13 protein-coding genes are annotated in these 14,736 nt (G+C 71.0%); 7 read left to right on the top strand and 6 right to left on the bottom strand.

Annotated features, from left to right (window positions below; translation table 11 throughout):
• Window positions 1-7: 7 nt before the first annotated feature.
• From ABB07_RS15595 to ABB07_RS15580, 4 genes are all read right to left on the bottom strand, one after another.
• Window positions 8-1,234, bottom strand: coding sequence for a glycoside hydrolase family 113 (locus ABB07_RS15595; protein ID WP_208899291.1), 1,227 nt, complete (start codon window positions 1,232-1,234; stop codon window positions 8-10).
• Window positions 1,235-1,255: 21 nt separating this feature from the next.
• Window positions 1,256-2,707 (bottom strand): glycosyltransferase family 2 protein, encoded by a 1,452-nt coding sequence (locus ABB07_RS15590; RefSeq protein ID WP_244189375.1) that lies wholly within the window; start codon window positions 2,705-2,707, stop codon window positions 1,256-1,258.
• A 248-nt stretch (window positions 2,708-2,955) separates the two neighbouring features.
• Window positions 2,956-4,320, bottom strand: coding sequence for a glycoside hydrolase family 26 protein (locus ABB07_RS15585; protein ID WP_208899290.1), 1,365 nt, complete (start codon window positions 4,318-4,320; stop codon window positions 2,956-2,958).
• Between the two features lie 71 nt (window positions 4,321-4,391).
• Window positions 4,392-5,267: a hypothetical protein gene (locus ABB07_RS15580; protein WP_208899289.1), complete on the bottom strand. Its 876-nt coding sequence runs from the start codon at window positions 5,265-5,267 to the stop codon at window positions 4,392-4,394.
• Window positions 5,268-5,523: 256 nt separating this feature from the next.
• On the opposite strand from ABB07_RS15580, the gene rplM reads away from it, so the two are divergent.
• The 4 genes from rplM to ABB07_RS15560 all read left to right on the top strand — a co-directional run bounded on the left by rplM (window position 5,524) and on the right by ABB07_RS15560 (window position 8,737).
• On the top strand, window positions 5,524-5,967 hold the full coding sequence (gene rplM, locus ABB07_RS15575; RefSeq protein WP_003998796.1) for a 50S ribosomal protein L13: 444 nt from the start codon (window positions 5,524-5,526) through the stop codon (window positions 5,965-5,967).
• Between the two features lie 42 nt (window positions 5,968-6,009).
• Window positions 6,010-6,522: a 30S ribosomal protein S9 gene (gene rpsI, locus ABB07_RS15570; RefSeq protein WP_030601145.1), complete on the top strand. Its 513-nt coding sequence runs from the start codon at window positions 6,010-6,012 to the stop codon at window positions 6,520-6,522.
• Window positions 6,523-6,672: 150 nt separating this feature from the next.
• Window positions 6,673-8,031 (top strand): phosphoglucosamine mutase, encoded by a 1,359-nt coding sequence (glmM, locus tag ABB07_RS15565; protein WP_208899288.1) that lies wholly within the window; start codon window positions 6,673-6,675, stop codon window positions 8,029-8,031.
• A gap of 196 nt (window positions 8,032-8,227) precedes the next feature.
• Complete coding sequence (locus ABB07_RS15560) at window positions 8,228-8,737, top strand: hypothetical protein (protein ID WP_208899287.1); 510 nt, start codon at window positions 8,228-8,230, stop codon at window positions 8,735-8,737.
• Between the two features lie 101 nt (window positions 8,738-8,838).
• On the opposite strand, the gene coaA is transcribed toward ABB07_RS15560, so the two are convergent.
• Window positions 8,839-9,807 carry a type I pantothenate kinase gene (coaA, locus tag ABB07_RS15555; protein ID WP_208903463.1) on the bottom strand — a complete coding sequence of 323 codons (969 nt, stop codon included), beginning with the start codon at window positions 9,805-9,807 and terminating at the stop codon, window positions 8,839-8,841.
• A 189-nt stretch (window positions 9,808-9,996) separates the two neighbouring features.
• Here coaA and glmS point away from each other — a divergent pair, with 189 nt between their 5' ends.
• Window positions 9,997-11,844, top strand: a complete 1,848-nt coding sequence (glmS, locus tag ABB07_RS15550; protein WP_208899286.1) for a glutamine--fructose-6-phosphate transaminase (isomerizing) — start codon at window positions 9,997-9,999, stop codon at window positions 11,842-11,844.
• Window positions 11,845-11,941: 97 nt separating this feature from the next.
• Here the strand turns inward: glmS and ABB07_RS15545 are convergent, their stop codons facing one another.
• Window positions 11,942-12,721, bottom strand: a complete 780-nt coding sequence (locus ABB07_RS15545; protein ID WP_208899285.1) for an SDR family NAD(P)-dependent oxidoreductase — start codon at window positions 12,719-12,721, stop codon at window positions 11,942-11,944.
• A 114-nt stretch (window positions 12,722-12,835) separates the two neighbouring features.
• Here ABB07_RS15545 and ABB07_RS15540 point away from each other — a divergent pair, with 114 nt between their 5' ends.
• Both ABB07_RS15540 and ABB07_RS15535 read left to right on the top strand, forming a co-directional pair.
• On the top strand, window positions 12,836-13,207 hold the full coding sequence (locus tag ABB07_RS15540) for a holo-ACP synthase (RefSeq protein ID WP_142218614.1): 372 nt from the start codon (window positions 12,836-12,838) through the stop codon (window positions 13,205-13,207).
• Between the two features lie 44 nt (window positions 13,208-13,251).
• Window positions 13,252-14,685, top strand: coding sequence for an NAD(P)H-hydrate dehydratase (locus ABB07_RS15535; protein WP_208899284.1), 1,434 nt, complete (start codon window positions 13,252-13,254; stop codon window positions 14,683-14,685).
• Window positions 14,686-14,736 lie beyond the last annotated feature (51 nt).

The following is a 14,736-nucleotide window of genomic DNA, read 5'->3' as shown; positions in this document are numbered from 1 at the left end:
CGCTCGGTCAGCTGGTGGTCTGGGGCCCGGGTCCCGCGTAGTCGGAGGTGAAGCAGGCCCTGATCGCCTTCTCGGTGAGGGGACGGCCGGCGAAGTCGAGCCGGGAGGCGACCTTGTCGTCGGGCGCGGTGTTCGGGTCGTCGTCGAAGTAGATCGACCACCAGTAGACGCCGCTCATCTTCCGTTCCTGGACGACCTTGCAGACGGCCGTGTACCAGGTGGCCTGCACCCGGGGGTCGACGGCCCGCTTGGTGGAGAAGTCGCCGGGGGCGTGGTAGGCGCCCTTCATGGCGCCGATGCCGGCCTCGGCCACGGTGATCTTGGGCAGCGGGCCGGTGGCCTTCCTGTCCAGCCACCGGTTCCAGCCGGCGGCCAGGGTGTCCACCGAGGCGCCGTCGCCGGCCTTGACCGGGAAGTAGGCGTCGACGCCGAGGTGGCTGACCGGCATGACCACCGGGCCCCGGACGTAGTTGTCCCAGTTGGCGTCGTAGGCGACCTCGCCGCTGAACAGCTTCTCGGCGTCGTTCACGACGGTCTCCCAGTGGGGGTCGCCCTCCAGGGAGTTCAGCTCGGTGCCGATGACGAAGGTGGCCGCCTTCTCGCTCTGGGCCGCCTTCAGGTACGGGGTGACGAACTTCTCGTACGACGCGAACCAGGCGGCGCGGCCGGCCGGTTCGATGCTGCCGCGCCAGCCGTGTTCGGCCTTCAGGGAGTGCTCGTCCATGAGCGGCCGGACGGTGGTGCGCAGCCCGGCCTCGTGGAAGATCTCCAGGACGCGGGCGAGCCGGTCCGGCGTCGGGGTCCTGGCGCCGCGGGTGATCTTCGTCGAGGAGCGGTTCCCGGTGAAGAAGGGGAAGGACACGCTGACGGAGTTGGCGTGCAGGCCGACCAGGTAGTTCGCGTGCAGCCGCGCCTGCTTCTCGACGTAGGCGAGGGAGTGCCGGGGGTTGTCCTCCCAGTAGATCTGGGCGCCCCACTGGGGCATGCCCTGCTTCCACTCCTTGTCCACCTTGGCGAGCTCGGGGCCGGTCGAGGGCGCCGCGGCAGTCCTGCCGTCGCCGCCCGTGGGGCCGGCCGGGCGGGTGTGTTCCTTGCCGTCGAGCACCAGGTGGGGCACGGGTGAGCCGGACGACCACTGCAGCGGGTGGTCGCCGAGCACGAAGGGGACCGCGACCACGAAGGAGATGACGGTGACGGGGAGCACGGCGAGCATGGGCAGGCGTGCGCGCTTCATGGGTGTGTGATCTCTTCCGGGTCAGGCGGGCTTGGCGATGACGACGAACTTGTTCTCCTCGCGGCGGATGAACTTCCACAGGCCCCTGATCCCGCCGAGCCCCTCGATGAGGGAGAAGTAGGGCAGCAGGACGAGGACGACCAGGGGCTCCCACCACTTGCGTCGGCCGTTCACCGAGGCGATCGCGTTGAGCCGCAGCCCTTCCCAGTACGCCCAGATCACATAGGCGAAGCTGATCGACCACAGGATGACCACGGACTGGGTCACGGGTGAGGTGTTCATGTCGCCGATGAACCAGGCCACGAACAGGATCGTGCCGACGTGCTGCAGCGGGCCGAGGATCCAGCTCGTCACGCAGATGGTGAGGAACCAGCGGTAGCGCAGCGGCACCTTGCGGTTGAAGCAGAGGGCGACCAGGCCCCAGGCCCAGCGCTCGCGCTGCTTGACGAAGTCCTTGGTGTTGGCCGGCGAGGCGCCGTAGCAGCGGCCGTTGAACCAGTCGCTGCGGCCCGGGTAGAGCCGGCAGAACGTCAGCGCCAGCCGGGCGTCCTCGACGATCTCCTTGGGCCCGAAGTCCCAGCCGATCTCGGCCTCGATGGAGGCGCGGATGACGAGCAGCTCGCCGTGCACGCCGGCGGCCGGGGTGCCGAGCCCGGTGAAGGCGCGGAACCGGGCGATGTCGTCGGCGGGGCGGATGGCGTCGGCGAACCAGGTGACCAGGCTCACCGCGTTCTCGCGCGGGTAGGTCAGGATGCCCTGCGCCATGTGCTTGACCTCTTCCGGGGTCGCACGGCGCTGGCGGTTGATGAACTGGGCGAGGGCCGACGAGGTGTCGGGGCCGACCCCGGTGTCGTCGTCCATGTGCAGCACCCAGACGTTCTCCAGGGCCTCGCCCTCCGCGATGCGCAGCTCGTGGGCGTAGTTGTTGGCGCGGGCCTTGAAGCGGGTGCCGTTCCTGGTCCGGTAGGCCTTCGGGACCGTGACCACGCGGATCAGCGGGCTGCTCGCCGCCAGGGCGTCGATTCGCTCGGCGGCCTCGCAGCCCTCCTCGGTGAGGACGTCCACGCGCAGGTACGGGAACCACTCCGGCAGGTGCTCCACGTACGACAGCACGGAGCGCTCCAGGGCCGGGTAGGTGTCGTGGCGCCCGATGGTCGGCACCAGCACGATCAGGAAGTCCTGCTCGACCGGGGCCGGCGGGGTCATCAGGTGTGCCTTGCGCAGCCGGCGCCGGATGAGGAGGAAGCCCTGGACCGACACCAGCACCCCCGGCACCGGGAGGGCCCAGCAGATGGTGATCAGCCAGGCCAGCGGCGAGTGGCTGGGCGTGTACGACCACAGGCTGAAGAGGGTCAGGAGGACCAGCGGGATCAGGAACGGCAGGAGGCCCGGTTTCCACGCGGCGGTACGTTTCGCCAGCTTGGAGTTGTGCCGTGACTGCTGCATCCCCCCGTCGACCAGTGTCGATGCCATGACGACTGCGGAACTCCCCGTGAGATCGGTGGGCGCGTCGAGGCGGCAGCAGGCATCGGCCGTGGTGCGACGGCGCACCACGGCACTCTCTTACTCGGGTTCCGTGCCCCCCGACGCCTTCTTCGGCGTCTCGGCCACTGCGTGCTCAGAAGCCCCCCCAGGCGCTCAGATCACTGGCCGAACAGAAAGCTGATCCTTACACGTATGAACGAAGTAAGGAAGCGGTGTGAGGGTGATGTGTTCAAAATTTAACCAAGTGGACTCTTGTCCGGAGATCTCCAGTCGTCTGCGGTGATCACCCGGTCGGATCCGTAGGTCTGCCGCACATCGGCCACCGTGTTCCGGTACCGAGGCTCGGAGACGTTGTCGTAGGTGAGTGCCTGGCCCCATACCGTCCACAGCACCCACGGCGTGTCGGAAAGTGTCCCCGGCTGAGCGGAACCGAGCGGGACGTGAAAGGACTCGGCCATGACGCGGGGCCGGTCGTAGCCCTCCAGACCCCGGTACCAGAACTCGGTCCAGCGCTCGCCCCGGTACGGCCGCTGCGGGGTGTCGCTGTAGTCGTCGACGCCCACGAGATCGACGTGGCGCCCGCCCGGGTAGTAGTCGCCGGGCTCCCACGCGAAGGTGCCCTCCCAGGCGCTGGGCGACCACACGAACAGCAGGTTGTGCAGACCGCGGGTGCCCACCAGGTAGTCGTACGTGATCCGCCACAGCTTCCGGTACGCGGCGGGATCCTGCCCGGCCCACCAGAACCCGTGGCCCGGCCGGGTGTTCATCTCGTGGTACGGCCGCAGCAGCACCGGTACGCCGTGCGCGGCCAGGTAGCCCAGGTGGTCGGCCAGGTAACCGAGGTCGTGCAGCAGGGCCCGGTGCTCGTCCGTGCCCTCGGTGACCACCCGGCCGAACCAGCCGCGGTCCCGGGCCGCCGGGGAGTTCCGGTACCGGGTCTGCTCGAAGCCCTTGACGGTGCTGCCGGGGTAGGGCTGGTGGAAGGAGAAGCCGACGATGCCCGCCGGACCGCCCCCGTTGTCCGGCAGGCTCACCCGCGTCCCGGAGGCGCAGTCGACGTGTGTGCCCGAGGGGCGGTACGAGCCGTCCGCCGCCCGCGGCAGCCCCGCCCACACGCCGAGCGCCAGGTCCACGGCGTCCTCCGCGTACCCCCAGCACCTGCGGCAGCCCGGCCACGAGGACGAGTACGGGCGCGGCTCGCCCACCGCCCACCCCGGCTGCCCGTACCCGGGCCCCAGGTCCACCTCCACGAACCCCGGCAGCCGCCCGGTGATGTCACGGGCCTTCTTGTAGTAGTAGCCGGGCTGCTTGGCGCCCCGGTAGTCGCCGTACGCCGGGTTGTAGCGCTCGTTGTGCAGCTCGACGTGCTGGCCGATGACGGTCCGGGACGCCTCGCCGCGCCGCGCCCGGTTCTCCAGGCCCGCCAGCAGCGCGTACACGCGGCGGGCCTCGGCGGTCGCCTCCGGGTCCCGCTCGGTCAGGTCCGTGGGGACCGGGCGGGGTCCGCTCGTGGCGGGCCCGGGCCGGGCGGCCCACCAGGCCACGGGCGCGAGCAGGGCGGCCGACACCCCGGCCCCGATGAGCCGAACCCGCCCGCGCATCCGCATCCGTACCCCCCTGGCCGGTGATCAGGCGGAGAGTCTCACACGAGCGCGGCCGGTCGTGGCCGGTGTCAGCCGTTCGCAGCCGCCGACGCCTGGGCCTGGCCGCGGCGGTAGATCTGGTTGAAGACGAACTGCTGCAGGTCGTTGCCGGCGGAGAAGACCTTCGTGTCCTTGTTGGTGACGTTCTTGCCGTTGAGGAAGCCGCCGGTGGTGAGGTAGACGTAGCGGCCGACGGAGTTCGTGGTCGTCAGGCAGACCGCGGAGTCGCAGAAGTTCTTCACGCCCTTGCCGGGCAGGGAGCGCACCACGGCGTTCTTCTTGGCCTGCCGCCTGACCTTGGTGGCGTGCGCCTGGTCGTCGAAGACCGCGACGCCGACGGTGACCGCGACGCCGCCGTTGGTGTAGGTCGCGCGGATCAGCCGGGTGCAGCCGCCCGCGGTGAGGATCTTGGGCAGGTTCGCGCTGGCGGCCGAGGCGCAGTTCGTGGTGTCGGCCGTGGCGCCCTTCTTGTACACGGTGCCGTTCATGGTCAGCTGCGTCCCCGGGAAGAGGGTGTCGGCGCTGAGCGGGGCCGTGTCCTTCTTGGCGCTGGCTATGAAGTCCTTCGGGTCCAGCGGCGGCGGGGCGCTGGTGGGCGCGAAGGAGGGGGTGGCCGAGCCGCTGGGCACGGCGGCGCTGGCGGGCAGGTTGGTGGGCGTGCCGTGGGCGTCGGCGCCGCTGTTCGCGGAGACGACGGCCATGGCCACAGCCGTGCCGACCGCGACCGTGGCGACCGCGCCGGCGCCGATGAACAACAGCTTGCGGCGCTTGTTGCGGGTCTCCGAGGCCTCGGCGAGCGCGGCCCAGTCCGGGGTCCCGTCGTCACCGCCGGTGGTCCAGGACTGCTGGGAATGCGGTTTCCAGGGATCCCACTGAGACTGGGGTCCCCCCTGCCCGTAACTCATGGGGCGCATCTTAGACGGGGGGCGGGGGTGAGCACGCCGATCGCTCGTTTTGACCCTCACCGACGACCCCGGTATCCTGCTTGTTCGTTGTGTATTGGCTTGCTCATTCTCACGGGACGGGCCCTTACACCGGTCCACCGGGCCGATGACCAGCGACCCCACTACGCGGTATGCGTCGCCGCCGTGCGGTCCAGGCTGTCGTGATCGTTTCGGTGACCTGTTCAGGACCATTCACTCGAAGCGAAGGCTACGAACCGTGCGTACGTACAGCCCCAAGCCCGGCGATGTGACGCGCCAGTGGCACGTCATCGACGCTCAGGACGTTGTCCTGGGCCGTCTCGCCACCACCGCAGCGACCCTTCTGCGGGGCAAGCACAAGCCGATCTACGCCCCGCACGTCGACGCTGGTGACTTCGTCATCATCATCAACGCCGACAAGGTGCACCTGTCCGGCAACAAGCGGACCCAGAAGATGGCCTACCGCCACTCCGGCTACCCGGGTGGTCTGCGCTCCGTCCGTTACGACGAGCTGCTGGACAAGAACCCCGAGAAGGCCATCGAGAAGGCCGTCAAGGGCATGCTCCCGAAGAACTCCCTGGGCCGTCAGATGCTCTCGAAGCTGAAGGTCTACAAGGGTGACCAGCACCCGCACGGCGCGCAGCAGCCGCAGCCGTACGAGATCACCCAGGTCGCGCAGTAAGTCCGGCCACCCCCTAAGACTGAACAGAATCTGAGGAGAATCGTGGCCGAGACCACTGCCGAGCAGCCGCTCGAAGAGCTTGACATCGACAGCTACACCACCGAGTCCGAGGTTCCGGTGGAGGGTGAGTACACCTCCGAGTCCCTCGCCTCGCGCTTCGGTGAGCCCCAGCCGGCCGCCGGCCTGGGCCGCCGCAAGAACGCCATCGCCCGCGTCCGGATCGTTCCGGGCACCGGCAAGTGGAAGATCAACGGTCGCACCCTCGAGGACTACTTCCCGAACAAGGTGCACCAGCAGGAAGTCAACGAGCCCTTCAAGGTGCTCGAGCTCGACGGCCGTTACGACGTCATCGCCCGCATCGCGGGTGGCGGTGTCTCCGGTCAGGCCGGTGCCCTCCGCCTCGGTGTCGCCCGCGCCCTGAACGAGGCCGACGTCGACAACAACCGCGGCCCGCTGAAGAAGGCCGGCTTCCTCAAGCGCGACGACCGCGCGGTCGAGCGGAAGAAGGCCGGTCTGAAGAAGGCCCGCAAGGCTCCGCAGTACAGCAAGCGCTAATCAGCAGCTGCCTGCTCGTACTCCGAACGCCCCGGCGGCACGCCACCTGTGCCGTCGGGGCGTTCGTTTATCCCAGGCAAGGGCGTATAACGACACGAGACGCTCAGCCGCTCTTCGGCTTGTGTGATCGCAGTTTCCTCAGGAGGACAAGTGGGACGACTCTTCGGCACGGACGGTGTGCGCGGTGTCGCCAACGCGGACCTGACCGCCGAGATGGCGCTCGGCCTGTCCGTCGCGGCGGCCCACGTGCTGGCCGAGGCGGGCACCTTCGAGGGCCACAAGCCGACGGCGGTGGTCGGTCGGGACCCGCGGGCGTCCGGGGAGTTCCTGGAGGCGGCCGTGGTCGCGGGCCTCGCGAGCGCGGGCGTGGACGTCCTGCGCGTCGGCGTGCTGCCGACGCCCGCGGTGGCCCATCTGACCGGCGCCCTCGGCGCCGACCTGGGCGTGATGCTCTCCGCCAGCCACAACGCCATGCCGGACAACGGCATCAAGTTCTTCGCCCGCGGCGGCCACAAACTCGCCGACGAGCTGGAGGACCGGATCGAGGCGGTGTACGACTCCCACCGGCACGGCGAGCCGTGGGAGCGGCCGACGGGCGCCGGCGTGGGCCGCGTGCGGTCGTACGACGAGGGCTTCGAGAATTACGTCGTCCATCTCCTCTCCGTCCTCCCGAACCGGCTCGACGGACTGAAGATCGTCCTGGACGAAGCGCACGGCGCGGCCTCGGGGGTCTCGCCGGAGGCGTTCTCCCGGGCGGGCGCCGAGGTCATCACGATCGGCGCGGAGCCGGACGGGCTCAACATCAACGACGGCTGCGGTTCCACGCATCTGGACCAGCTGAAGGCCGCGGTCGTCGAACACGGCGCGGACCTCGGCATCGCGCACGACGGCGACGCCGACCGGTGCCTGGCCGTGGACCACACCGGCGAGGAGGTCGACGGCGACCAGATCCTCTCCGTGCTGGCGCTGGCCATGCGGGAGCGCTCCGCGCTGCGGGCCGACACGGTCGTCGCCACCGTGATGTCCAACCTGGGCTTCAAGCTGGCGATGGAGAAGGCCGGGATCAACCTGGTGCAGACCGCCGTCGGCGACCGGTACGTGCTGGAGGAGATGAAGGAGCACGGGTACGCCCTGGGCGGCGAGCAGTCCGGGCACGTCATCATCCTCGACCACGCGACCACCGGCGACGGCACGCTGACCGGGCTGCTGCTGGCGGCGCGGGTCGCCGAGACCGGGCGTTCGCTGCGGGAGCTGGCCTCGGTCATGGAGCGGCTGCCGCAGGTGCTGATCAACGTGCCGGACGTGGACAAGTCCCGGGTGAGGACCTCGGCCGACCTCGCGGCCGCCGTCGCCGAGGCGGAGCGGGAGCTGGGGGAGACCGGGCGGGTGCTGCTCAGGCCGTCCGGCACCGAGCCGTTGGTGCGGGTGATGGTCGAGGCGGCCGACATCGACCAGGCGCGGTCGGTGGCCGGGCGGCTGGCCGACGCGGTGAAGTCGGCGCTGGGTTAGGCCGGCGGGATCCGCCGGGGCGGGAGCGTCTCCTGCCCCGGACGTCCCACACGGGTGCGCCCTTCCGGGGCACGCGAGTCACCCTAAGAACGCAATAAAGGATGCGAAATCGATCGCTGTCGGTATCCCTTCCGTCGAGGCCGTCCCGTGTGGCGTGCCCCCTTCGACGGAAGTGAGAAAGCGCAGCATGAAGATCGTGAGCAGTACCTTGAAGCGAGCGGTCGGTCCGGCCCTGGTGGCGGGTGTCCTCGTCGCCTCGGCCGCCACCCCGGCCGCCGCCCAGACGCCGGGTTCCACGGCGTTCCGCCTCTTCGGCAGTCTTGCCGTGCTCCAGGCGCAACCCGGTGTGAACAACACGGTCACGGCCACCGTTTCCGGTCCCCATCTGTACCTCACCGACACCCACGGCATCGCGGTCGGCCCGGGTTGTACCCGGCTGTCCCCCAACACCGCCGACTGTGGCCCTGCCACCAGCCTCGCCGTCCAGCTGGGCGACGGGAACGACTACTTCGACGGTTCGATGGCGCCGGTCAACACCACCGTCGACGCCGGTACGGGCATGGACAGGGTGATCACCGGCAACGGCAACGACACGATCGGTGTGCAGGATCATGTCGCCGATGACATGGTGAACTGCGGCGGTGGCACCGACACGGTGTTCCGCGACCCCGGTGACATGATCACCGCTTGCGAACGAGTGTTCTAGAGGCCGCCCGCCTCCGCCGCGCGCTCACGCTGCCTCGCCCACAGCCACTTCTGGGCCGGCAGCGTGAGCGTGCCGGCCAGGACGATCCCCACCAGAGGACGTCACAGTTTGCGCAGCCTCAGCCGCTGCACCTTGTGGTCCGGGCCCTTGCGGACCACAAGGGTGGCCCGGCCGCGGGTGGGGGCGATGTTCTCGACCAGGTTGGGCTTGTTGATCGTCCGCCACTGCGTGCGGGCGTAGTCGAGGGCCTCCTCCTCGGAGACCTGGGTGTACTTGCGGAAGTACGAGTTCGGGTCCTGGAAGGCGGTCTGGCGCAGCTTCTTGAAGCGGTTGAGGTACCAGCGCTCGACGTCCTCGGCGTTGGCGTCGACGTACACGCTGAAGTCGAAGTAGTCGGCGAGACCGACCCGGGTACGGCCGTCCTTGCCGGGCAGGGCGGGCTGCAGGACGTTCAGGCCCTCGACGATCAGGATGTCGGGGCGGCGCACGACGAGCTTCTCGTCCGGGACGATGTCGTAGATCAGGTGGGAGTAGACGGGGGCGGTGACCTCGTCCTTGCCCGCCTTGATGTCGGCGACGAAACGGGTCAGGGCCCGGCGGTCATAGGACTCGGGGAAACCCTTCCGCGACATCAGGCCGCGGGCCTGCAGCTCCTTGGTCGGCAGCAGGAAGCCGTCGGTGGTGACCCGCTCCACGCGCGGGTGCTCGGGCCAGCGGGAGAGGAGGGCCTGCAGGAGACGGGCGACGGTGGACTTGCCGCAGGCCACGGATCCGGCGATCCCTATCACGAACGGGGTGCCGGACTGGGAGCCCTGCTCGCCGAGGAAGGTGTTCAGCGCGCCGCGCAGGCCGTCCGTGGCGCCGACGTAGAGGTTGAGGAGCCGGGAGAGCGGGAGGTAGATGTCCCGCACCTCGTCCAGGTCGATCACATCGCCCAGACCGCGCAGCCTCTCCACCTCCTCAGCGGTGAGCGGCAGCGGCGTCTTGTCGCGCAGCGCGCTCCACTCGGCGCGGGTGAGGTCGACGTAGGGAGTCGCCTCCGGCCTGTGCCGGTGGGCGCTCCGGGGCATCGAGGAGACCGGTGAGATCACAGTCCATTGTTAACGGAGTTTGAACAGCGCGGCGGGTGGGGTCCATCACGCCCGCCACCGGAATCCTCCGCGAAGTGCGCGGACCGGCCCTCGTACGACGGTGGGAATTTCCGATTTCGGGCAGGCGGAGGCCAGTTCTGGCCGTTTCCGGGTCGTAGGCTGCGGCCCATGTGCGGAATCGTTGGATACGTAGGGTCACAGTCGGCGCTCGATGTCGTGATGACCGGGCTGAAGCGGCTGGAGTACCGGGGTTACGACTCGGCGGGTGTCGCCGTGCTGGCCGACGGCGGGCTGGCCGCGGCGAAGAAGGCGGGCAAACTGGTCAACCTGGAGAAGGAACTGGCCGAGCGGCCGCTGCCGGCGGGCGCGACGGGCATCGGCCACACCCGCTGGGCCACGCACGGCGGACCCACGGACGCCAACGCCCACCCGCATCTCGACAACGCGGGCCGGGTCGCCGTCGTCCACAACGGCATCATCGAGAACTTCGCGGTCCTGCGGGCCGAACTCGCCGAGCGCGGCCACGAACTGAACTCCGAGACGGACACGGAGGTCGTCGCCCACCTGCTGGCCGAGGAGTTCTCCTCCTGCGCGGACCTCGCGGAGGCCATGCGGCTGGTCTGCCGGCGGCTGGAGGGCGCGTTCACGCTGGTCGCGGTGCACGCGGACGAGCCGGACGTGGTCGTCGGCGCGCGGCGGAACTCGCCGCTGGTGGTGGGCGTCGGAGACGGTGAGGCGTTCCTGGCCTCGGACGTCGCCGCGTTCATCGCCCACACGCGCTCCGCGATCGAGCTCGGCCAGGACCAGGTCGTGGAGCTGCGCCGCGACGGCGTCACGGTCACGGGCTTCGACGGCCGCCCGGCCGAGGTCCGCAGCTACCACGTGGACTGGGACGCCTCCGCCGCGGAAAAGGGCGGGTACGACTATTTCATGCTCAAGGAGATCGCCGAGCAGCCCAAGGCGGTCGCCGACACGCTGCTGGGCCGCATCGACCCGTCGGGTTCGCTGACCCTGGACGAGGTCCGTATCACGCCCTCCGAGCTGCGGGAGATCGACAAGGTCGTCATCGTCGCGTGCGGTACGGCCTTCCACGCCGGCCTGATCGCCAAGTACGCCATCGAGCACTGGACGCGCATCCCCTGCGAGGTGGAGCTCGCCAGCGAGTTCCGGTACCGGGACCCCATCCTGGACGGCCGCTCCCTGGTCATCGCCATCTCCCAGTCCGGCGAGACCATGGACACCCTGATGGCGCTGCGGCACGCCCGCGAGCAGGGCTCCAAGGTGCTGGCGATCTGCAATACCAACGGCTCGACGATCCCGCGCGAGTCGGACGCGGTGCTCTACACGCACGCCGGCCCGGAGGTCGCGGTGGCCTCCACCAAGGCGTTCCTGACCCAGCTGGTCGCCTGCTACCTGGTGGCGCTGTACCTCGGCCAGGTGCGCGGCACCAAGTGGGGCGACGAGATCCAGGCCGTGATCAAGGACCTGTCCCGTATCTCGGTGGAGGTCGAGCGGGTCCTGGAGACCATGGAGCCGGTGCGCGAGCTGGCCCGGAGCCTGGCCGCGAAGAACACGGTGCTGTTCCTGGGCCGGCACGTGGGTTACCCGGTCGCCCTCGAAGGCGCCCTGAAGCTGAAGGAACTCGCCTACATGCACGCCGAGGGGTTCGCGGCGGGCGAGCTGAAGCACGGCCCGATCGCGCTGATCGAGGAGGACGTGCCGGTCGTGGTCGTCGTCCCGTCCCCGCGCGGCCGCTCGGTCCTGCACGACAAGATCGTCTCCAACATCCAGGAGATCCGGGCGCGCGGTGCCCGCACGATCGTCATCGCCGAGGAGGGCGACGAGGCGGTGGTCCCGTACGCCGACCACCTGATCCGCATCCCGGCCACCCCGACCCTGCTGCAGCCGCTGGTGGCCACGGTGCCGCTCCAGGTCTTCGCGTGCGAGTTGGCCACCGCCAGGGGGAACGAGGTGGATCAGCCGCGGAATCTGGCGAAGTCGGTGACGGTGGAGTAGGGGGCGGGTGCGGCTACTCGTCTGCCGGGTGCGGTTGTTCGCCGGCTGCGGGTCCGATGGGGCTGGTCGCGCAGTTCCCCGCGCCCCTGGGGGGCGCTCAGTGGACCGAGAAGCCGCCGTCCACGAAGATCGACTGGCCTGTGATGTAGGCGGAGGCGCGGCTCGCGAGGAAGACGGCCGCGCCTTCGAAGTCCTCGGCGAGGCCGTTGCGGCCGGTCATCGTGCGGGCGGCCAGGGCGGTCACCTTGTCAGGGTCGGACGACAGCCGCCGGTTGAGCGGCGTCATCACGAAGCCCGGCACCAGGGTGTTGACGGTGACGCCGTACGGCGACCAGGCCTCCGCCTGCGAGCGGGCCAGCGACTCCAGCGCGCCCTTGGAGACGCCGTAGGCCCCGCTCTGCACGAAGGCGCGGTGGGCCTGCTGGGAGGTGATGTGGATGATCCGGCCGAAGCCGCGCTCCGCCATGCCGGGCCCGAAGCGCTGCCCCAGCAGGAAAGGCGCCTCCAGGTTCACGGCCATGGTGGCGTCCCACACGTCCTCGCCGAGCTCACCCATCGGCGGCCGCAGGTTGATCCCGGCGGAGTTGACGAGGATGTCCGGCTCACCGAAGACGGCGGCCGCCTCCTCGGCCGCCGCGCGCACGCCGTCGCGGGTCCCCAGATCGACGGCGACCCAGGCGGCCCGGCAGCCCGCAGCCGTCAACTCGCCGACCGTCTCCTCCAGTTGGTCCTTGGTGCGGGCCACGACCACCACGCTCGCACCGGCCCGGGCCAGCGCCCCGGCGATGGCCCGGCCGATGCCGGAACTGCCTCCGGTCACCACGGCGACACGGCCGTCCAGCGAGAACAGTTCGGAGAGGTAGTTCTGGGGCGTCATGGGACGGAGCGTAGACGGCACGCGCGCGGACGGCAGTTGCGTTTCGACAGGTGGGCGGGTGGCGGGCGGCCGGTGGGCGGGTGCCGCCGGGGCCGCGACCGTAGGCTGCCCGGCATGAGCATCATCGGAGTCGGGATCGACGTCGCCGAGATCGACCGGTTTCGCGCGTCGCTGGAGCGGACGCCCGGGCTGGCCGACCGGCTGTTCGTGGCGCGGGAGCTGCTGCTGCCCAGCGGGGAACGGCGCGGGATCGCCTCGCTCGCGGCCCGGTTCGCCGCCAAGGAGGCCCTGGCGAAGGCGCTGGGGGCGCCACCCGGGCTGCACTGGACCGATGCCGAGGTGTACGTCGAGGACAGCGGGCAGCCCCAGCTGAGGGTGACGGGCACCGTGGCCGCGCGGGCCGCGGAGCTGGGCGTGCGGTCCTGGCACGTGTCGCTCAGTCATGACGCGGGCGTCGCCTCGGCCGTGGTGGTCGCCGAGGGCTGAACCCCGGGTGTGGGTGACGGCCGTTCCGGGGCAGACTCGGTGCCATGCGGAGTGCGTACGGCGTGGAGACGGTAAGGGCGGCCGAACGGGCGCTGATGGCGCGGCTGCCGGACGGTGCGTTGATGCAACGGGCGGCCGCGGGGCTGGCCGCCGCCTGCGCCGAGTTGCTCGGCCGGGTGTACGGCAGCCGGGTGGTGCTGCTCGTCGGCAGCGGTGACAACGGCGGGGACGCGTTGTACGCCGGGGCGCGGCTGGCCCGGCGCGGGGCCGGGGTCACCGCCGTGCTCCTGACGCCCGAGCGGGCGCACGCGGGCGGGCTGGCCGCGCTGCGGCGGGCAGGAGGCGCGGTCGCCGGGGCCGGTTCCGCCGACGGGCTGATCGAGCGGGCCGACCTCGTCGTGGACGGGATCGTCGGGATCGGCGGCAAGGGCGGGCTGCGGCCCGGGGCCGAGGCCCTGGCCGGTGCCGCCGAGCGGTCCCGGGCCGCCGTGGTGGCCGTGGACCTGCCGAGCGGGGTCGAGGCGGACACCGGAGAGGTGCGGGGGGCCGCGATCCGGGCCGATCTGACGGTGACCTTCGGGACGTACAAGCCGGGCCTGCTGATCGATCCGGCGCGGGAGTACGCCGGGGTCGTCCGGCTCGTCGACATCGGCCTGGAACCTCCCGCCGAACCCGAGCTCCAGGCCCTGCAACACGCCGACGTGGCACGGCTGTTGCCGGTGCCCGCCGGGGAGAGCGACAAGTACCGGCGCGGGGTCGTCGGCATCGCCGCCGGGTCCGCGCGCTATCCCGGCGCCGCCGTGCTCGCCGTCTCCGGCGCACTGCGGGGCGGGGCGGGTGCCGTGCGCTACGTCGGGCCGGCCGGGGAGGCCGTCATCGCCCGCTTCCCGGAGACGCTGGTGTCCGACCGGGGACCGGCGAAGGCGGGGCGGGTGCAGGCCTGGGTGGTCGGGCCGGGTGCCGGGGACGACGCCGTGACCGTGGCCGAGGTGCTCGCGGCGGACGTGCCGGTGCTGCTCGACGCGGACGGGCTGCGGCTGGCCGAGCGGGACGCGGTGCGCGGGCGTACGGCGCCGACCCTGATGACGCCCCATGCCGGGGAGGCCGCCGCGCTGCTGGGCGTACGCCGGGAGGAGGTCGAGGAGGCCCGGCTGGCCGCGGTGCGGGAGCTGGCGGCGGCGTACCGGGCGACGGTGCTGCTGAAGGGGTCCACGACCCTGGTCGCCGACGCCGGGGGCGGGGCCGTGCGGGTCAACGCCACGGGTACCCCTTGGCTGGCCACCGCGGGCAGCGGTGACGTGTTGTCAGGGCTCGGCGGGTCGCTGCTGGCGGCGGGGCTGTCCGCGCTGGACGCCGGGAGCGCGGCGGCCTACCTGCACGGCCTCGCCGGCCGCTTCGCGGCGGACGGCGCGCCGGTGGGAGCGCATGACGTGGCCGCGCACATTCCGGAGGCGTGGCGGGACGTGCGTGCGCTGTAGCCGACCGGGGTGTGGCTGGGCGGGGGGCTCGCTCGTCTGCGCCGGCGGGGC

Source organism: Streptomyces incarnatus, from assembly GCF_001027185.1.
GTDB lineage: Bacteria > Actinomycetota > Actinomycetes > Streptomycetales > Streptomycetaceae > Streptomyces > Streptomyces puniciscabiei.
Note: the sequence above shows the minus strand (reverse complement) of the source record. Positions and strands in the feature narration are given on the sequence as shown.